General features: G+C 59.5%; 18 protein-coding genes. 4 read left to right on the top strand and 14 right to left on the bottom strand.

Going from position 1 to position 18448, the window contains the following annotated elements:
- Window positions 1-65: 65 nt before the first annotated feature.
- Window positions 66-614 carry a hypothetical protein gene (locus AO388_RS02480; RefSeq protein WP_054080733.1) on the bottom strand — a complete coding sequence of 183 codons (549 nt, stop codon included), beginning with the start codon at window positions 612-614 and terminating at the stop codon, window positions 66-68.
- A gap of 131 nt (window positions 615-745) precedes the next feature.
- On the opposite strand from AO388_RS02480, the gene xseA reads away from it, so the two are divergent.
- The 4 genes from xseA to AO388_RS02460 all read left to right on the top strand — a co-directional run bounded on the left by xseA (window position 746) and on the right by AO388_RS02460 (window position 6227).
- Window positions 746-2125 carry an exodeoxyribonuclease VII large subunit gene (xseA, locus tag AO388_RS02475; protein WP_161937151.1) on the top strand — a complete coding sequence of 460 codons (1380 nt, stop codon included), beginning with the start codon at window positions 746-748 and terminating at the stop codon, window positions 2123-2125.
- A 7-nt stretch (window positions 2126-2132) separates the two neighbouring features.
- The gene (locus AO388_RS02470; RefSeq protein WP_003365059.1) at window positions 2133-2957 is read left to right on the top strand and encodes a M23 family metallopeptidase; all 825 of its coding nucleotides are present in this window, start codon (window positions 2133-2135) and stop codon (window positions 2955-2957) included.
- A 373-nt stretch (window positions 2958-3330) separates the two neighbouring features.
- Window positions 3331-5001 (top strand): 2-isopropylmalate synthase, encoded by a 1671-nt coding sequence (leuA, locus tag AO388_RS02465; RefSeq protein ID WP_058416009.1) that lies wholly within the window; start codon window positions 3331-3333, stop codon window positions 4999-5001.
- Window positions 5002-5357: 356 nt separating this feature from the next.
- The gene (locus tag AO388_RS02460) at window positions 5358-6227 is read left to right on the top strand and encodes an isocitrate lyase/PEP mutase family protein (RefSeq protein ID WP_003365065.1); all 870 of its coding nucleotides are present in this window, start codon (window positions 5358-5360) and stop codon (window positions 6225-6227) included.
- Between the two features lie 111 nt (window positions 6228-6338).
- Here the strand turns inward: AO388_RS02460 and AO388_RS02455 are convergent, their stop codons facing one another.
- The 13 genes from AO388_RS02455 to iscX all read right to left on the bottom strand — a co-directional run bounded on the left by AO388_RS02455 (window position 6339) and on the right by iscX (window position 18446).
- The gene (locus AO388_RS02455; protein ID WP_054080731.1) at window positions 6339-6785 is read right to left on the bottom strand and encodes a FlxA-like family protein; all 447 of its coding nucleotides are present in this window, start codon (window positions 6783-6785) and stop codon (window positions 6339-6341) included.
- 59 nt (window positions 6786-6844) lie between these two features.
- A complete protein-coding gene (locus tag AO388_RS02450) occupies window positions 6845-7636 on the bottom strand; it encodes an amidohydrolase (RefSeq protein WP_024662103.1) in 792 nt (263 codons plus the stop codon).
- A complete protein-coding gene (locus AO388_RS02445; RefSeq protein ID WP_003365071.1) occupies window positions 7624-8772 on the bottom strand; it encodes a pyridoxal phosphate-dependent aminotransferase in 1149 nt (382 codons plus the stop codon). Before AO388_RS02445 ends, AO388_RS02450 begins: the two co-directional genes overlap by 13 nt.
- 110 nt (window positions 8773-8882) lie before the next feature.
- Window positions 8883-10355, bottom strand: a complete 1473-nt coding sequence (gene der / locus AO388_RS02440) for a ribosome biogenesis GTPase Der (protein ID WP_003365072.1) — start codon at window positions 10353-10355, stop codon at window positions 8883-8885.
- Between the two features lie 138 nt (window positions 10356-10493).
- Window positions 10494-11648 (bottom strand): outer membrane protein assembly factor BamB, encoded by a 1155-nt coding sequence (gene bamB / locus AO388_RS02435; RefSeq protein WP_042930335.1) that lies wholly within the window; start codon window positions 11646-11648, stop codon window positions 10494-10496.
- On the bottom strand, window positions 11641-12282 hold the full coding sequence (locus AO388_RS02430) for a YfgM family protein (protein ID WP_002552488.1): 642 nt from the start codon (window positions 12280-12282) through the stop codon (window positions 11641-11643). Before AO388_RS02430 ends, bamB begins: the two co-directional genes overlap by 8 nt.
- Before the next feature lie 39 nt (window positions 12283-12321).
- Complete coding sequence (gene hisS, locus AO388_RS02425; RefSeq protein WP_003365074.1) at window positions 12322-13611, bottom strand: histidine--tRNA ligase; 1290 nt, start codon at window positions 13609-13611, stop codon at window positions 12322-12324.
- A gap of 22 nt (window positions 13612-13633) precedes the next feature.
- Complete coding sequence (gene ispG / locus AO388_RS02420) at window positions 13634-14743, bottom strand: flavodoxin-dependent (E)-4-hydroxy-3-methylbut-2-enyl-diphosphate synthase (RefSeq protein ID WP_003365075.1); 1110 nt, start codon at window positions 14741-14743, stop codon at window positions 13634-13636.
- 3 nt (window positions 14744-14746) lie between these two features.
- Entirely contained in the window at window positions 14747-15757 is a 1011-nt protein-coding gene (locus AO388_RS02415; RefSeq protein WP_058416008.1) for a RodZ domain-containing protein, read from the bottom strand.
- Window positions 15757-16515 (bottom strand): type IV pilus biogenesis/stability protein PilW, encoded by a 759-nt coding sequence (gene pilW / locus AO388_RS02410; protein ID WP_003409116.1) that lies wholly within the window; start codon window positions 16513-16515, stop codon window positions 15757-15759. Before pilW ends, AO388_RS02415 begins: the two co-directional genes overlap by 1 nt.
- A 26-nt stretch (window positions 16516-16541) precedes the next feature.
- Window positions 16542-17690 carry a 23S rRNA (adenine(2503)-C(2))-methyltransferase RlmN gene (gene rlmN / locus AO388_RS02405; protein WP_003433455.1) on the bottom strand — a complete coding sequence of 383 codons (1149 nt, stop codon included), beginning with the start codon at window positions 17688-17690 and terminating at the stop codon, window positions 16542-16544.
- Window positions 17691-17723: 33 nt separating this feature from the next.
- Complete coding sequence (gene ndk / locus AO388_RS02400; protein ID WP_002552482.1) at window positions 17724-18149, bottom strand: nucleoside-diphosphate kinase; 426 nt, start codon at window positions 18147-18149, stop codon at window positions 17724-17726.
- Between the two features lie 96 nt (window positions 18150-18245).
- Window positions 18246-18446 carry a Fe-S cluster assembly protein IscX gene (gene iscX, locus AO388_RS02395; RefSeq protein ID WP_002552481.1) on the bottom strand — a complete coding sequence of 67 codons (201 nt, stop codon included), beginning with the start codon at window positions 18444-18446 and terminating at the stop codon, window positions 18246-18248.
- Between the last annotated feature and the right edge of the window lie 2 nt (window positions 18447-18448).

Below are 18448 nucleotides of genomic sequence, written 5' to 3'. Positions count from 1 at the left end.
GCGCGCCATTATACCCACAGACCCCGCCCGGCTCAATGTAAACCTCAGCCTATTATCAAAGCTGTTTATAGACGCACATTAACGCAGGAGACCGGGCGATCCAGACGTTCGGCGAAGTCATCCAGAAAGGTCTGCGTGAACGACGCATCCAGCCAGTTATTGAAGATGAAACCGAGGTTGGAAAACCCGCAGGCGTCGAGAAAAAGAAAGCCGTTGATGTCATCTTCGTGGCGGCATTCGGGGCAGGTGAAATTATCGGTATGACCGGGCATCCAGTCTTCCAGGCTGTCGAACAGCGCCTCCCCCACTTCGCGGCGACACTCCGGGCAACCGGCCTCTTCGGCAAAGTCGTTCAGCGGGGTATAGATGCAGCGCTTGGTGACGACTTCCAGGCCATTGACGACCTGCCCGAACGGCAACGCATCGGGGTTCTTCACCACCCGCTTCGCTCCGGGTGCCACTGCGTAGGCCATCTTGTTATAGGTGCGTCCACACGTGGTCAGCTCCGGCTCGACCACATCGAGCTTGACCAGCCAGCGCAGGATCAGCCGCGCCCTGGCCTCGTGCCCGGGAAAGGTGGAAATTTGCGGGACGATGATGCTTTGGGTGTTCATAACGGAGCGTCGCTTAAAGCTGTTCGAGGCCGCAGCTTAATAGGCTGGCCATTCAGGTCAAGAAGCAATCCTGCCTTTACCGACGAGACAGACCTGTGCGCCAGACCGGCATTGCCATTATGATGCCGGACATGATCAAAGACCCTTTCGCAAGACTCGGCCTCGACCGGGAAGTCCTTACTGTCAGCCAGCTCAACGGCCGTGCCCGTGTGCTGCTGGAAGACGTGTTCAGCAGTATCTGGGTCGAGGGGGAGATCTCCAACCTCTCGCGCCCGGCGTCGGGCCATGTGTACTTCACGCTGAAGGACTCTGGCGCGCAGGTCCGCTGCGCCTTGTTCCGGCAGAGCGCGGCGCGTGTGCGTCAGGCGCTCAAGGACGGCTTGCAGGTCAAGGTGCGCGGCAAGGTCTCGCTGTTTGAAGGCCGCGGCGACTATCAGTTGATTCTCGACACGGTGGAACCTGCCGGTGATGGTGCGTTGCGCCTGGCATTCGATGCGTTGAAAGCCAAGCTCAGCGACGAAGGCCTGTTCAGCGCCGAGCGCAAGGTCGCACTGCCGCTGCACCCGCAACGTATCGGGATTATCAGCTCTCCGACCGGTGCGGTGATCCGCGACATCATCAGCGTGTTCCGCCGTCGCGCGCCGCGGGTCGAGCTGACCTTGATTCCCACAGCCGTTCAGGGTCGCGAGGCGATCAACCAGATTGTCCGCGCGCTGAAGCTGGCCGACAGCAGGGGCTTCGATGCGTTGATCCTGGCCCGTGGTGGCGGCTCGCTGGAGGACCTGTGGTGCTTCAACGAAGAAGCTGTCGCCCGCGCCATCGACGCGTGCGTGACGCCGATTGTCAGCGCTGTCGGGCATGAAACCGATGTATCCATCAGCGACTTTGTCGCCGACGTGCGCGCACCGACGCCCTCCGCTGCCGCCGAACTGCTCGCCCCGGATTCCAGCGACCTGCATCGACGCGTCGACAACCTGCACCGGCGACTGGTCAGCCGCATGCAGGACCGCCTGATGCGCGAGCGGCTGCGTCTGGAGGGTATTTCCCGGCGTCTGCGCCACCCTGGCGAGCGCTTGCGTCAACAGTCGCAACGGCTGGATGATCTGGACATGCGCCTGCGCCGCGCCTTCGAACAGAACATGCATCAACGCCAAGTGCGTCTGGCGCACCTGCAGAGCCGCCTTGCTGCCCAGCACCCGGGCCGGACCCTGGCCTTTTTGCGCCAACGTCTGGATGCCCTGGCCGAGCGTCTGCCGCGAGCCATTCGTGAACAGATCAAGGCGCGCAAGCTGCAACTGCAAAGTCAGGTGCAGACCCTCAACGTGGTCAGCCCGCTCGCCACACTGGGACGCGGTTACAGCATCCTGCTCGACGAGCGCGGCCATGCGATCCGCAGCGCGGCACAGACGCAAACGGGCCAACGGCTTACCGCCAGGCTCGGCGAAGGCGAACTGCAAGTGCGCGTTGAAGACAATCACCTCACACCCGTGACCCTCTCCCTTCTGGACTGACTGCCTGATGCTACGTTTTATCGCCCCGCTGTTCGCCCTGCTGCTCTGTCTTCCCGCTCACGCTGACAGCTTTATTACCCGCGCACTCGACAAACCGGTGCCAGGCGGCGTGGCGGTTGTCGATCTGGGCACTGGCGCTCAGGCTCCGACCGCCACCTATCAAGGCAAACCGGTGCTGGTGGTCAAGGAACAGGGCACGCGCTGGCTGGCCATCGTGGGCATTCCGTTGACCGTCAAACCCGGCACTCAGCAAGTCACGTCCGGCGGGCGCACGCTCAACTTCACCGTTGGCAGCAAGAAATACCCGGAGCAGCACATCACGCTCAAGAACAAACGTCAGGTCAATCCCAACCCTGAAGACAACAAACGCATCGAGGGCGAATTGGCCGAACAACTGCGCGCTTACCGCAGTTTCAGCCCAGGCACGCCAAGCAACCTGATTCTGGACAAGCCGGTCAACGGCCCGCTGTCGAGCAAATTCGGCGTGCGTCGCTTCTTCAACGGCGAAGAGCGCAACCCGCATTCGGGACTCGACTTCGCGGTTCCGGCCGGCACACCGATCAAGTCCCCGGCAGCGGGCAAGGTCATCCTGACCGGCAATTACTTCTTCAATGGCAACACCGTATTCGTCGATCACGGGCAAGGCTTCATCAGCATGTTTTGCCATATGTCGAAGATCGACGTGAAGGTCGGCGACCTCGTCCCGCGTGGCGGAGTGGTCGGCAAGGTCGGCGCCACCGGTCGCGCAACCGGGCCGCACATGCACTGGAACGTCAGCCTCAACGATGCGCGCGTGGACCCGGCGATCTTCATCGGCGCTTTTCAGCCGTAAGCCTGTTAGTGAGCGAGCGTTACGGCGTTCGCTCACGCAAGCCCTCACTTGCGCACATCGCTTTCGACCAACAATAACCTGGATATAACGCTTTAAATACCGCTATAAAAAATCGTCAAAGGCGTATTTTCGAGAATTTATTCCAATCTTTTTCAAGTGCTTGCCATCATCCATGCCAATGGTTACGGTTGGCCTCATGAAAACCTCTCAAACCCTTATTCTGTTGCGCCAACACCGGTGCCTCAGCCTGGTCAGCGCCCGACTGCCTGGCTAGCATGCTGTGCCTCGTCCCTGTGTTCGCAATTCCCTGTGCTATCTATCCAGAACGGCAGGCCGCCCAACCCCGGCCCCGTGAATACAAAAGGATTTCCTGATGACCATGCTCAAAGACCCTTCGAAGAAGTACCGTGCGTTCCCGACCATTGATCTGCCTGACCGCACCTGGCCTTCGAGGACCATCGATGCAGCGCCGATCTGGTGCAGCTCCGACCTGCGCGACGGCAACCAGTCGCTGATCGAACCCATGGACGCGGCCAAGAAACTGCGCTTCTGGAAAACCCTGGTCAGCGTTGGCGTCAAGGAAATCGAGGCATCCTTTCCATCGGCTTCGCAGACTGACTTCGACTTCGTGCGTACCCTGATCGAAGACGGACATATCCCGGATGACACCACCATCCAGGTACTGACCCAGGCTCGCGAAGACCTGATCGCCCGCACCTTCGAATCGCTGCGCGGCGCGAAAAAGGCCATTGTTCACCTGTATAACGCGACCAGCCCGTCATTCCGCCGCATCGTCTTCAATCAGGACAAGGCCGGGGTGAAAGAGATCGCGGTCAACGCGGCCAAGCTGTTCGTCAAATATGCAGCACAACAGCCTGAAACCCAGTGGACCTTCGAGTACTCGCCGGAAACCTTCAGTGCGACCGAGCTGGAATTCGCCAAGGAAGTCTGCGATGCGGTGATCGAAGTGTGGAACCCGACGCCTGAGAACAAGGTGATCCTCAACCTCCCGGCCACCGTGGAAGTGGCGACACCCAATATCTACGCTGACCAGATCGAATGGTTCGGCCGCAATATTACCCGCCGCGACAGCGTGCTGATCAGCCTGCATACCCACAACGACCGTGGTACGGGCGTTGCCGCTACCGAGCTGGGCCTGATGGCCGGCGCAGATCGCGTCGAGGGCTGCCTGTTCGGTAACGGCGAGCGGACCGGCAACGTCGATCTGGTCACCGTGGCCCTGAACCTTTACACCCAAGGCATCAACCCGGAGCTGGATTTCTCGGATATCGACGGTGTGCGCAAGGTCGTCGAAGAATGCAACCAGATTCCTGTGCACCCACGTCACCCGTACGTTGGCGACCTGGTGCACACCGCGTTCTCCGGTTCGCACCAGGATGCGATTCGCAAGGGTTTCACCCAGCAGAAGGAAGGCGAGTTGTGGGAAGTGCCTTACCTGCCGATTGACCCGGCCGACATCGGTCGCAGCTACGAGGCGGTGATTCGCGTCAACAGCCAGTCGGGCAAAGGTGGCATCACTTACCTGCTGGAACAGGAATATGGCATCTCCCTGCCACGCCGCATGCAGATCGAGTTCAGCCAGGTGGTTCAGGGTGAAACCGATCGTCTGGGTCTGGAGATGACGGCCGAGCAGATTCACTCGCTGTTGCGTCGTGAGTACCTGCAAGCCAACGTTCCTTATGCGCTGATCAGCCATAAGTTGCAGGAGGAGAACGGCAACAGCTCGGTGGATGCCGAGGTGCACGTCGACGGCGAAACCCAGCACTGGCGCGGCAAGGGCAAGGGCGCCTTGGAAGCACTGGTTGCCGGTCTGCCGGTGGCCGTGGAAATCATGGATTACAACGAGCATGCGATCGGCTCGGGTACCACCGCCAAGGCGGCCGCCTACATCGAGCTGCGCGTGAATGGCGAACGCGCCGTCCATGGCGTGGGCATCGATGAAAACATCACCACGGCGAGCTTCCGCGCCCTGTTCAGTGCCCTGAATCGTTCACTCAGCCAGACCCAGGCCAAAGCGGCCTGATTCGATAGCCGGATGGCGGACGCAGGTCCGTCATCCGCATCGCCCTCTTCCCTCCCCGCCTCACACTGCACCAGCCTCTTGCATTCCGCGCATGACCCTGCCTGTTTCGGCATAATCTTTTTCATTTATGCTGTGGTAGCATGCTGCCCTTACTCCAGAGCGCGCCCAATCCAACAGCAATTCATATGCTGACGATGCCTGCTCGGACTTACCTGCCAGCTGCACCTTTCCTATAAAACCAAGACGACTATTGCATTGATTTCCGGACGAAAAGAATGCTCGGGCAGACCCACCGTGCATTGAAATTACCATCGGCCTCGGTACGCTGAGCTGATCCAATCACATTTGGAGCGATTATGCCCAAGGCTTCCCATCAAGATTTGCGCCGTAGCTTCCGTGCGCTCACCTCGTCGAACGCTTGCTTTCACACAGCCTCGGTGTTCGACCCCATGTCAGCGCGAATCGCAGCGGATCTGGGCTTTGAAGTAGGCATCCTCGGCGGCTCCGTGGCGTCGCTGCAAGTCCTGGCAGCCCCTGACTTCGCCCTGATCACCCTGAGCGAATTCGTTGAACAGGCCACGCGCATCGGCCGTGTCGCACAGCTCCCGGTCATCGCGGACGCAGACCATGGTTATGGCAATGCCCTTAACGTCATGCGCACCGTTGTCGAACTGGAACGTGCCGGTATTTCTGCACTGACGATCGAAGATACCCTGCTGCCGGCACAGTTCGGACGCAAATCCACTGATCTGATTTCCACTGCCGAAGGTGTTGGCAAGATCCGCGCAGCGCTGGAGGCTCGCGTCGATCCAGAGATGTCGATTTTCGCTCGTACCAACGCAGCGATCATTCCGGTTCAGGAAGCCATCAGCCGGGTTCAGCAGTATCAGGCTGCCGGGGCTGACGGCATTACCATCGTCGGCATTCGGGACTTTGATCACCTGGCGCAGATATCCGAAGGCGTGACCGTACCGCTGATGCTGGTGACGTACGGCAACCCGGAACTGCACGACAACGCGCGCCTTGCCGAGATGGGTGTGAGGATTTGCGTGCATGGCCACGCAGCGTACTTCGCGGCGATCAAGGCCACCTATGACTGCCTGCGCGAGCAGCGTCAGATACTGGGCAACGAATCGAACATGAGTGCGACTGAACTGACCCACACCTACACGCAGCCTGAAGACTACGTAGAGTGGGCCCGTAAGTTCATGAACGTGAACGAGTGACAGGCAACGCTGGACGCTGCGCCGCCTGATCAGGGGCGCAAGCAGCTGAATGCCCACGCAACACTGTGCGCGGGCATGATGAGCGTCACTTCGGACGCAAAGCAGGCGATATCACGCGGTGGTGTTTACACCGCCACCGGTTTCCAGCTGCAGCAACGAGGCCTGCAACGTCTGCAGGTTGGCGCTGATGGTCGCGATCTGGCCCTGAATCGCCATGGATTTCTGCGCCTTCTCTTCCGCTGACCCTTTACCGCTTTGAGCAGCAGCCAGCTGCGCCTTCTGCTCGGCGAGTTGCTTCTGAGCGTCCTTGATCTGCTGCTTTATCTGCTCGATCGTCTGATTGAGAGACGATTCGCTGGAGCCACCCACGCTGCCGCCGCCACCCGCTGCACCGGCCTTGCCACCTTCAGTTGACGCCTGATCAGAGCTTTTCTCCGTTTCGGTAGTCGTGGTGGCGGCAGCAGTCGCGGTCTTGGCCGTTTCAGCATCAGTAGGCTTGACCGTTAGAGTAAACGAGCTTGAGTAACTGTTCAGCGTGGAGGTATTGATAGTAGTCATGACGGTCTCCTGGAAGTCTGGAACAGCTATCGGCCGACTGGAAACATTCTGAAGTACTTTTATTGAATATTGAAAGAGTCCGCGTCCAGCCCAGCCGGAAACCGCGTACGGTAGGCTTGCAGGTCTGCCGCGCTGAGCGTCGCCCTGAACACTCCATCCGCTTCGCCCGCGCTCAACAGGCTCTCGCCCTGAAAATCCAGGACCTGACTGTCACCGGTGTACGCAAAGCCCTTGCCGTCCGACCCGACGCGATTGACCGCCGCCACGTAGCACAGGTTTTCAATGGCTCTGGCGGGCAGCAGGCGGTTCCAGTGCAGACGCCGTGCGCCCGGCCAGTTGGCGGTGTACAGCAACAGATCGGTGTCCTGGGCGTCACGGCTCCAGACCGGAAAGCGCAGGTCATAGCAGATCAGCGGGCGTACACGCCAGCCGTTGAGCTCAAACATCACCTGGCGATCACCCGGCGTGTAGTGCTCGTGTTCACCGGCCATGCGAAACAGATGACGCTTGTCGTAATGCAGCAGTTCACCGTCTGGCCGCGCCCACAACAGGCGATTGCGATGACTGCCATCGGCAGCGCGCATCATGACGCTGCCGGTCACCACGGCGTTGATACGCCTGGCCTGCGCCAATAGCCATAGCGATGTAGGCCCGGCTTCCGGCTCTGACAGGGCCTCGGACTCCATCGAGAACCCGGTGGTGAACATCTCTGGCAGGATCACCAGGTCCGCGCCGCGCGCCTGATCCAGCAATGGCTCGAAATGCTCGAGATTGGCCTCGCGATCATGCCACGCCAGCGTGGTCTGGATCAGTGCGAGGTTGAGGTTGGGCAGCCCGCTTATATCGCGCATAGTTTCTCCGCCGCCAGACGCAGCGTCTCTTCCTGTTTGGCGAAGCACAGGCGGATCAGGCGCTGCCCTTCTGGCGGGCTCTGGTAGAACACCGAAATCGGAATGCTCGCCACGCCATGCTCACGGGTCATCCACAAGGCCATGTCGACGTCATTGAGGTCGGGCCTGATCTGCGAGTAATCGACCAACTGGAAATAAGTCCCGCCCACCGGCCGGAAGCTGAAACGCGACTCGGCCAGATGACTGCAGAAAAAGTCGCGCTTGGCCTGATAGAAGCCTGGCAGTTCATCGACATGCTCAGGGTGTTCGGCCATGAAGTCGGCCAATGCGTATTGCAACGGCGTGACACCACAGAAGCTCACATACTGATGCACCTTGCGCAGTTCGGACGTCAGCGCAGGCGGCGCGACCACGTAACCGGTTTTCCAGCCTGTGACGTGATAGGTCTTGCCGAACGAGCTGACGACGAAGGCGCGCTGATACAGCGCTTCGTGGTCGAGCACACTGACGTGGCGTGCGCCGTCAAACACCAGGTGTTCATAGACTTCATCGCTGAGCAGGTAAATGTCGCGATCGGCGATCAGCGCGGCCAGTCGATCAAGCTCTGAACGACTGATCAGAGCGCCGCTGGGGTTGTGCGGGCTGTTGATGACAATCATGCGGGTACGCGGGCTCAGCGCATCGCTGAGCTTTTGCCAGTCGATGGAGAAGTCATCCAGCCCCAGTTGCACATGAACGCAGCGCCCACCGGCCAGTTCGACGGCAGGCTCGTAGCTGTCATAACAAGGGTCGAAAATGATCACTTCATCGCCAGCACGAATAACGCTATGGATCGCACAGAAAATCGCCTGGGTGGCACCCGGTGTAATAGTGATTTCAGTGTCCGCGTTGACCGTACGCCCGTAGCTGCGGGCGATCTTTGCCGCAACTTGCTGACGAAGCGCAGGCAGCCCGGTCATCGGTGAGTATTGGTTATGGCCTTGAGTGACGTGTCGGCAGACCGCATCACGCAGCGCCTGCGGCCCGTCAAAATCAGGAAACCCCTGGGACAGGTTGATAGCTCCGGTTTCGGCGGCCAGCTGTGACATGACGGTGAAGATAGTGGTGCCCACGTTGGGCAACTTGCTGTCGATCATGGAACCCTTTCCCTGCAATCTCCCGGCACCGGGCGGCACGGGGTCAGGCAGGATAGCCCATTAAACGGACACAAAAAAAGGCGCCGAAGCGCCTTTTTCCAGATGCTGACTCAGCGCTTGTCGCGGCGCTTCTTGTCGGCCTTCTTGTGGTGCGACATCATCCGACGCTTCTTGTTGACCTGACGGTCAGTGAGCGTGTTCTTGTTGCCTTCATACGGGTTCTCGCCGCCCTTGAACTCGATACGGATCGGCGTACCGACCAGTTTGAGCACACGTCGGTAAGTGTTTTCCAGGTAACGGACGTAGGACTTGGGTACTTTCTCGACCTGATTACCGTGGATCACGATCAGCGGCGGGTTGGCACCACCCAAGTGAGCGTAGCGCAGCTTGATGCGGCGGCTGCCGACCATCGGTGGCGCATGCTCGCTGACCGCATCTTCGAGAATCTGCGTCAGGCGGCTGGTTGGCCAGCGGGTTACCGCAGACTTGAACGAGTTCTGTACCGACTGATACAGGTTGCCCACGCCCGTGCCGTGCAGTGCGGAGATGAAGTGGATGTCGGCGAAGTCGACGAAGAACAACCGGCGCTCCAGCTCGATCTTCACGAAATCGCGTTCGCCCGGCGTCATGCCGTCCCACTTGTTCAGCGCGATGACCAGCGCACGACCCGCTTCAAGGGCGAAGCCCAGCAGGTTCAGGTCGTGGTCGACCACACCTTCGCGGGCGTCCATCACAAAGATCACCACGTTGGCGTCCTTGATGGCCTGCAGCGTCTTGACCACCGAGAACTTTTCAACTTCCTCGTGGATCTTGCCGCGCTTGCGCACACCCGCGGTGTCGATCAGCGTGTACTTCTCTTCGTTACGCTCGAAGGGAATGTAGATACTGTCGCGCGTGGTGCCTGGCTCGTCATAGACGATAACCCGGTCTTCACCCAGCATACGGTTGACCAGCGTCGACTTGCCGACGTTGGGACGACCGATGATGGCGATCTTGATGCCGTCTTTCTCGCTAGGGCCGGGAATGCGCTTGGCTTCCTGACCTTCGGCGACTTCCTCGACCTCAACGCCCTCTTCAGGCTCGTCTTCGTCCCTGGGGAATTCGCGCAGAGCGATTTCGAGCATCTGCGAGATACCACGACCGTGGGCACCGGCCACCGGGATGGCATCGCCCAGGCCCATCGGGCTGAACTCGGCGCGTGCCAGGTTCTCGTCGATGTTGTCGATCTTGTTGGCAACCACGTAGGAACGCTTGTTGCGCTTGCGCAGGTGCTCACCAATCATCTGATCAGCAGCGGTGTAGCCCGCACGGGCGTCCACCAGAAACAGCACCACATCGGCTTCTTCAATGGCCAGCAGCGACTGCTCGGCCATCTTTTCGTCCATGCCATGCTCGTCACCGGAGATACCGCCGGTGTCGATCAGAATATAGGAGCGCCCTTGCCACTTCGCCTCTCCGTATTGGCGATCACGGGTAAGACCGGACAGATCGCCGACAATGGCGTCGCGAGTCCTGGTCAGGCGGTTGAACATGGTGGACTTGCCGACGTTCGGTCGACCCACCAGGGCGATTACGGGAACCATGCGGCTCTCCACTTCGTTATTTCAGAAAATACAAAAGCCGCTGCAGGGCAGCGGCCGGAGTTCGGGGCGATGCCACAAAGGCACCGCAGCCTTGCCGAAGCAAGGGCACCCGGGGCCATTGGCCCCGGGCATGGACACTTATTGCTTGATGGTCAGGGCTTCCAGTTTGCCGCTGTTGCCATACACGTAAATCATGTCCCCAACCACCAGCGGACGCGCACGCAGGCCGTCGCTGTCGATACGTTCGCGACCGACAAAACGACCGTCCACCTGGCTCAACAGGTGCAGGTAGCCTTCCATGTCACCGACCGCTACATAGCTGGAATACACTTCCGGCGCGCCGAGCTGGCGGCGAGCCAGTGATTCGTTGCTCCACAGTGCAGAGGACGAACGCTCGTCGATACCTTCGACAGTACCGGAGGCCAGAGTGGCATAGACGCTGCCAAAGCCCTGGGCGACACCCGAGTAGCTCGAAGCATCACGCTGCCAGAGGACACGACCGCTTTCCAGATCGAGACCGGCGACGCGACCCTGATAGGTAGCAACGTACAGCGTACCGCCGGACAGCAACAGGCCGCCGTCGATATCGACCACACGATCCAGTTCCGAGCGACCTTGCGGGATGGCAACACGCTGCTCCCAGATCGGCACGCCGTTGGTGATATCCAGAGCGACGACCTTGCCGGTCGACAGACCTGCCACGGCAAGACGGTTAGTCGCCAGCGGAGCACCGGTACCGCGCAGGGTCAGCACCGCCGGGGTACTTTCGTAGATCCAGAGCTGCGAACCGGTAGAGGCGTCGAAACCGACGATGCGGTCATCCTGAGTCTGGACAACGACCACGGAACCGTTGGTGGCAGGCGGAGCCAGCACTTCGCTGGTGACGCGAGCGCGCCACTTTTCTTCACCGGACGTGGCGTCCATGGCAATCACTTCACCCTTGAGGGTGCCGATCATCACCAGTCCGTAGCCCACGCCGACTGCACCGGAAACGGGCAGGTCGAGATCCTTCTTCCAGATCACGTCGCCAGTCAGACGGTCCAGCGACACGACTTCGCCCGTGACGTCAGCCGCATAGATGCGGTCGCCATCAATGGCCGGCACGAGCATGTTGTAAGTCTTACCCTGACCGTCGCCAATGGAACGGCTCCACTGCTTGTGCAGAACCACTTCTTCTTTGAAGTCGGTCAGCTCGGCCGGAGGCAATTCCTTTTTGCTGTTGCTGCTGCAACCCGCGGCCAGAATGGCCAGAGCCAGCAATGCTGCATGTTTCCAACGAATCACGTCACGCATCCCCTTTCGCCAGATCGTCGAGCTTCATTTGCAGGCCACCCACTGCTGCGTCTTCGGACAGAGCAGATTTGGCCTTTTGGTATGCAGCATACGCCTCGTCGGTACGACCCAGCTGTACCAGCAGGTCACCCTTGAGTTCTTCACGACTGGCGAGGAAAGCCTTGTCGGCATCGCCGTCGAGCAGCTTCAGCGCGTCATCGGTCTTGTTCTGCGCAGCCAGCACGCGTGCCAGACGCTGACGGGCAATCTCGCCCAGCGTGTCATTGGCAGGTTTGTCGGCCACGGTTTTCAGCTCGGCTGCGGCATCGTCCAGCTTGCCAGCATCGACCGCCACCTTGGCGACGAACAGGCTACCGAACTGTGCGTAGGTAGTGCCACCGAATTCGCTTTTCAGTTTGCCGGAGATCTCGGCGACACGTGCGGTGTCTGCCTGACCACTGGGCGTCAGTGCGGTTTCCAGCAATTGCTGATAAAGCATCGAGGCGCCTTGCGACTGGCTGGCCTGATACCTGTGCCAGAACTGCCAACCCAGAACCACGACCAGCGCAAGCAGACCGCCGGTCAACAGAGGTTTGCCGTTGCGCTGCCACCAGTCCTTCATTACCGCCAGCTCTTCATCTTCGGTACCCGACACCCCAATACTCCTATTCGCTAAACGGCTGTTAAATCAGCTTCAACCCTGCACGACGCAGGAGGCCAGGTGCTCTGACAGAGCATCCCAGGCAATATTTTGTTGTTCACCCTGGCCACGCAGGGGCTTGACGCCAATGACCTTCGCCGCCAGTTCTTCTTCGCCGAGGATCAGTGCGAACAGCGCACCGCTCTTGTCGGCCTTCTTGAACTGGCTTTTGAAGCTGCCGGCACCGGCGTTGACCTGCAACCGCAGGGTCGGCAGCTGATCACGGACCTTTTCGGTCAGTGCCAGTGCCGCCAGCTCGGCCGCTTCGCCGAATGCACACAGGTAGACATCGACCTGACGGGCAATCTCTTCCGGCACCTGCTCAAGGGTTTCGAGCAGCAGAACCAGTCGCTCGATACCCATCGCGAAACCGACGCCTGCAGTAGGCTTGCCACCCATCTGCTCGACCAGACCGTCGTAACGACCGCCCGCACAGACCGTACCCTGGGCACCGAGTTGATCGGTGACCCACTCGAAAACGGTCTTGCTGTAGTAGTCCAGGCCACGCACCAGCTTGGGATTGATCACATAAGGGATACCGGCGGCGTCCAGACGGGCCTTCAGGCCTTCGAAGTGAACGCGGGATTCGTCATCCAGGTAGTCCGCCAGTTTAGGCGCATCGACCAGCACAGCCTGGGTTTCAGGGTGCTTGGTGTCCAGCACGCGCAGCGGGTTGGTTTTCAGGCGGCGCTGGCTGTCTTCGTCCAGTTGGTCGAGACGTGCCGAGAGGTATTCGACCAGCGCGTCGCGATAACGCGCACGCGCCTCGCTGGTGCCCAGGCTGTTCAGCTCGAGCTTCACGGCGTTACGAATGCCCAGCAGGCCCCACAGGCGCCAGGTCATGACAATCAGCTCGGCATCGATATCCGGACCGTCCAGGTTGAAAACCTCGACACCGATCTGATGAAACTGACGATAACGGCCTTTCTGTGGACGCTCGTGACGGAACATCGGACCGATGTACCACAGTTTTTGAACCTGGCCGCCGCCAGTGATGCCGTGTTCGAGGACCGCACGCACGCATGCGGCGGTGCCTTCAGGGCGCAGGGTCAGAGAGTCACCGTTACGATCGGCGAAGGTGTACATCTCTTTCTCGACGATATCGGTCACTTCACCGATGGAGCGCTTGAACAGCTCGGTGAATTCGACGATAGGCATACGAATCTGGCGGTAACCGTAGTTATCCAGCAGACGGGCAACAGTGCCTTCGAAGTGACGCCACAACGGCGTCTGCTCGGGCAGGATGTCGTTCATGCCACGAATGGCTTGTAGAGACTTACTCACAGAAAATCCTTAGCAATCCGGGTTAGCCGCGCACGATGACCGAGGCGTCGGCTTCGGCTTTTTCAGCCGCTTTCTCGCGAATCAAGCGTTCCAGCTCATTCACGAGATTGTCATTGGTCAGTTTCTGCGCGGGTTTGCCGTCGATGTAGATCAGGTTCGGCGTACCACCGGTCAGGCCGATATGCGCCTCTTTGGCTTCGCCCGGACCATTGACCACACAACCGATGACCGCGACATCGAGCGGAACCAGCAAATCCTCGAGGCGACCTTCCAGCTCGTTCATGGTCTTGACCACATCGAAGTTCTGCCGCGAGCAGCTCGGGCAGGCGATGAAGTTGATTCCACGCGAACGAAGGCGCAACGATTTAAGAATGTCGTACCCGACCTTCACTTCCTCGACCGGGTCAGCCGCCAGCGAGATGCGGATAGTATCGCCAATTCCTTCGGCGAGCAGCATACCGAGACCGACAGCCGATTTCACCGTACCTGAACGCAAGCCACCGGCTTCGGTGATGCCCAGGTGCAGCGGCTGAACAATCTCCTTGGCCAGCAGGCGATAGGCAGCGACGGCCATAAACACATCGGAAGCCTTGACGCTGACCTTGAAGTCCGGAAAGTTCAGGCGTTCCAGATGCTCGACATGGCGCAGCGCAGATTCTACCAAGGCCTCTGGCGTAGGCTCGCCGTACTTCTTCTGCAGGTCTTTTTCCAGCGAACCGGCGTTGACGCCGATACGGATCGGGATGCCTCGATCACGCGCAGCATCGACCACGGCCCGCACACGGTCTTCACGACCGATATTGCCCGGGTTGATACGCAGACAGTCGACGCCCAGCTCCGCCACACGCAGGGCGATGCGGTAATCGAAGTGGATGTCGGCGACCAGCGGCACCTTGACCAGCTGCTTGATGCGGCCGAATGCTTCGGCAGCGTCCATGTCAGGCACCGAAACACGCACGATGTCGACACCCGCCGCTTCCAGACGATTGATCTGTGCCACGGTAGCGGCCACATCGTTGGTATCACTGTTGGTCATGCTTTGCACCGCGATCGGCGCATCACCGCCGACTGGTACGGAACCGACCCATATTTTCCGGGATTCGCGACGCTTGATTGGAGATTCGCCGTGCATGACTTATTGCCCTAGCTTCAGGCGAGCAGTTTCGCCGCTGGTAAAAGGTGCTACATCCACAGGCTGACCGTTGTAGCTGACCTGCGCACCACGCGCATAGCCCAGACGCAGGGTCAACGGCGGCTTGCCGCTGACATCCAGACTGTCGCCCTTGCGCTTGAGGCCGCTGACCAGCACCTTGCCGTTTCCGTCAGTGACCTGGGTCCAGCAATCGGCAACGAACTGTACGGTCACCTGACCGGCACCCGCCACGACAGGCGCTGGCTGCTCGGCAGGTGCAGTCGGCATCGACGGCACGGTCGGCGCAGCAACGGGGGCTTGCGGCGTGCTCGCCGGTGGCGTGGCAGCAGCAGGCGTCTGTGTTTGTGGTTGTGCGGTTGCATGACCTGTAACGCTGGAAGCCGGGGCCGCTGGCGCAGCAGCTGGCGCCTCACTGGCAGGCGCACCGGTATTCAACGGCAAGGAAGTTTGTCCGGAGGCAGGCGTTTCAGCCACAGCAGGCTCTTCCGGCTCGTCGAGCGGGTGAATCTGCGTGGTGCCGTCGGCACTTTCGACTTCGACGTGCTCCATGTTCAGCCCGGACTGATCCTTGCCGCGCAAGGTCGCCTGATCCTGCCACCAGAAGAAACCACCGCCGACCAGGATCACCAGCAACAGCAGGCTGACGATACGCAGAATGTTGTGCGACAGCCTGACCGGCTCTTCGATACGGCCCAGCGCGTGGACCGAACTGCCCTTACCGTCAGTGCCGGTGAACTGGTCGAACTGTTCGACCAGCGCCGCCTGATCAAGGTCAAGCAGTTTGGCGTAGGCACGCACGTAGCCCCGGGCAAACGTATGCCCAGGCAGCTTTTCAAACTGGCCGTTCTCCAGATTGGTCAGGGAGGTCACGGTGAGATTGAGTCTCAAGGCCACATCTGGCAGCGACCAGCTCCTGCTCTCGCGGGCCTGGCGCAGGGTTTCTCCAGGATTCACGCGATTGGTTGCTACAACTTCGGGATGCGCCGCTTTCATCATTGCTCCGACAGGTATTGCTGATATTCCGGCGTACCGGGATAGAGTCTTTTCAACAGCAGGCCAAAGCTGGCTGCCTTGTTACGATCATCATATATCTTCGCCAGCCGTGTACCGAGCAATAGACTACGTGCATTTTGCTCGCTGAGTTGGCTAAAACGGTCGTAATAGTCACGCGCCGGCACATATTGCTTGTCTTCGTAGGACAGCTGAGCCATTTCCAGCAAGGATAATGGCAACTGACGGTCCAGGCGCAATGCCTTGGTAAAATGCTCGCGAGCCTGCTCGCGGTTGCCCAGTTTCAGCGAGGTCATGCCCAGGCTTTCAAAAACCCGTGACCGCTCAGGATACAGGTTGTCGGCAGCCGCCTGTTCAAAACGCTCGTAGGCTTCCTTGTAACGTTTTTGCTCGAACAGAAAACTGCCGTAATTGTTGACGATACGTGTTTCGTTATTGCTGGCGGCCAACGCCTTGCGAAAGTACTGCTCTGCCAGCTCCGGCTCCATCTCTGTCTGGAACACCAGGGCCAGCGCGGCGTTGGCCTGCGCATCCGAGCTGTCGAGTTCAAGCGCCTTTTTCAGCGGAACCTTGGCGCGCTCGGTCTGCCCCTGCTGGAAATAACCCAGGCCAAGCTGCACGTAAGCCTTGCGCGCTTCCTCGCGCCCCTGGGCCGTCGTCAGCGGATTGACGTTACCGGTGGACACGCACGCTGTCAGCAGGACGACAACACAGAGCAGCAGCGAGGCACGCACAGGCATGGAGTCTCTCTCGGTCAGGTTCGCAGTCAGGTTCGAGTCACCGCGACAGGGGCCGCATCGGCCTCGGCGCTCAACTCACGCACTGCAATGTAGCGTTCGCTACGGCGTGTGCGGTCCATCACCTGCCCGACCAACTGGCCGCATGCAGCATCGATATCTTCACCGCGTGTGGTGCGCACAGTGACGTTATAACCGGCCTGATGCAACAGGTCCTGAAAACGACGGATTGCGTTGTTGCTGGGACGCTCGTAACCGGAGTGCGGAAACGGGTTGAACGGAATCAGGTTGATCTTGCAAGGTGTGTCCTTGAGCAGTTCGATCATCTCGACCGCGTGCTCTACCTTGTCGTTGATGTCCTTGAGCATGGTGTACTCGATGGTGAGCACACGCTTTTCGCCCAGATTGGACATATAGCGACGGCAGGACTCGAGAAGCATTTTCAACGGGTATTTCTTGTTGAGCGGCACCAACTGGTTGCGCAGCGCATCATTCGGTGCGTGCAGCGACAAGGCCAAGGACACGTCGATGTGCTTGGAAAGCTCATCGATCATCGGCACCACACCGGAGGTGGACAAGGTCACCCGGCGCTTGGAAATGCCATACCCCAGGTCATCCATCATCAGATGCATGGCGGCAATGACATTGTCGAAGTTCAGCAGCGGCTCACCCATGCCCATCATCACCACGTTGGTGATGGCACGGTCGACGGTCGCCGGGACGCTGCCGAAGGATTTGTTGGCAATCCACACCTGACCGATGACTTCGGCGGCGGTGAGGTTGCTGTTGAAGCCTTGCTTGCCCGTGGAACAGAAGCTGCAATCCAGGGCACAGCCCGCCTGGGACGAAACACACAAGGTGCCACGCTTGCCCTGCGGAATGTAGACGGTCTCGACACAGCTGCCGGACTCTACGCGCACCACCCATTTACGGGTGCCGTCGCTGGAGATGTCCTCGCTGACCACTTCGGGACCGCGAACTTCGGCACAGGCCTTGAGCTTTTCGCGCAGGGCCTTGCTGACGTTCGTCATCGCGTCGAAATCGTCGACGCCGAAGTGGTGAATCCACTTCATGACCTGACCGGCACGGAAGCGCTTCTCCCCGATAGAGTCGAAGAATTTCTCCATTTCCTGTTGAGTCAGCCCCAGCAGGTTGGTTTTACCAGTCGATGCAATCATGAATTCACCCTTCACTCGTCAGTCAAAAATGACTTAGCGAGCGGTTACTTCGGTAGCTGCGAAGAAGTACGAGATTTCGCGAGCGGCGGCTGCTTCGGAATCGGAGCCGTGAACAGCGTTGGCGTCGATGGAATCAGCGAAATCAGCACGGATGGTGCCGGCAGCAGCTTCTTTAGGGTTGGTAGCGCCCATCAGCTCGCGGTTCAGAGCGATAGCGTTTTCGCCTTCCAGAACCTGAACGACAACCGGACCGGAGATCATGAAAGCAACCAGGTCGCCGAAGAAACCGCGAGCGCTGTGCTCAGCGTAGAAACCTTCAGCTTCGGCCTTGGACAGTTGCTTCAGCTTGGAAGCGACAACGCGCAGACCGGCTTTTTCGAAACGAGTGGTGATCTCGCCGATTACGTTCTTGGCAACGGCGTCAGGCTTGATGATGGAGAAAGTACGTTGAACAGCCATGGTGAAACTCCAGAAGCAGTGATTGAAGCGAAAAATTAAACCCGCGAATTATACGCGGGTTCTGGTGTATTGCCTAACTGCGTACGTTACTGAACGTCAATCGGCCTCTTCGATCCATAACCCCTGGATCGCCTCGAGAACCTTTTCCCCACTACGGTCCGGGTGGTCATCGAACTCAGGCAAGGCCATGACCAGATTACGCAGCCTGGGAAAACTCACAGTCAGCGGATCGACATCCGGGTGGCTTTCAGCCAGCTGGATGGCGATTTCCTGCACATCAACCCATTTGAGACTCATGA

The sequence above is a fragment of the Pseudomonas sp. ICMP 10191 genome, from assembly GCF_001467335.1.
In the GTDB taxonomy this organism is placed as follows: domain Bacteria; phylum Pseudomonadota; class Gammaproteobacteria; order Pseudomonadales; family Pseudomonadaceae; genus Aquipseudomonas; species Aquipseudomonas cerasi.
The sequence above is the reverse complement of the archived record's forward strand: the minus strand, read 5'-3'. Positions and strand labels throughout refer to the sequence as shown.

Bases quoted from the DNA above. Each gene is read 5' to 3' on its own strand.
- AO388_RS02480 (WP_054080733.1), bottom strand. From the start codon at position 614: ATGAACACCCAAAGCATCATCGTCCCGCAAATTTCCACCTTTCCCGGG.
- xseA (WP_161937151.1), top strand. From the start codon at position 746: ATGATCAAAGACCCTTTCGCAAGACTCGGCCTCGACCGGGAAGTCCTT.
- AO388_RS02470 (WP_003365059.1), top strand. From the start codon at position 2,133: ATGCTACGTTTTATCGCCCCGCTGTTCGCCCTGCTGCTCTGTCTTCCC.
- leuA (WP_058416009.1), top strand. From the start codon at position 3,331: ATGACCATGCTCAAAGACCCTTCGAAGAAGTACCGTGCGTTCCCGACC.
- AO388_RS02460 (WP_003365065.1), top strand. From the start codon at position 5,358: ATGCCCAAGGCTTCCCATCAAGATTTGCGCCGTAGCTTCCGTGCGCTC.
- AO388_RS02455 (WP_054080731.1), bottom strand. From the start codon at position 6,785: ATGACTACTATCAATACCTCCACGCTGAACAGTTACTCAAGCTCGTTT.
- AO388_RS02450 (WP_024662103.1), bottom strand. From the start codon at position 7,636: ATGCGCGATATAAGCGGGCTGCCCAACCTCAACCTCGCACTGATCCAG.
- AO388_RS02445 (WP_003365071.1), bottom strand. From the start codon at position 8,772: ATGATCGACAGCAAGTTGCCCAACGTGGGCACCACTATCTTCACCGTC.
- der (WP_003365072.1), bottom strand. From the start codon at position 10,355: ATGGTTCCCGTAATCGCCCTGGTGGGTCGACCGAACGTCGGCAAGTCC.
- bamB (WP_042930335.1), bottom strand. From the start codon at position 11,648: ATGCGTGACGTGATTCGTTGGAAACATGCAGCATTGCTGGCTCTGGCC.
- ispG (WP_003365075.1), bottom strand. From the start codon at position 14,743: ATGCACGGCGAATCTCCAATCAAGCGTCGCGAATCCCGGAAAATATGG.
- AO388_RS02415 (WP_058416008.1), bottom strand. From the start codon at position 15,757: ATGAAAGCGGCGCATCCCGAAGTTGTAGCAACCAATCGCGTGAATCCT.
- pilW (WP_003409116.1), bottom strand. From the start codon at position 16,515: ATGCCTGTGCGTGCCTCGCTGCTGCTCTGTGTTGTCGTCCTGCTGACA.
- rlmN (WP_003433455.1), bottom strand. From the start codon at position 17,690: ATGATTGCATCGACTGGTAAAACCAACCTGCTGGGGCTGACTCAACAG.
- ndk (WP_002552482.1), bottom strand. From the start codon at position 18,149: ATGGCTGTTCAACGTACTTTCTCCATCATCAAGCCTGACGCCGTTGCC.
- iscX (WP_002552481.1), bottom strand. From the start codon at position 18,446: ATGAGTCTCAAATGGGTTGATGTGCAGGAAATCGCCATCCAGCTGGCT.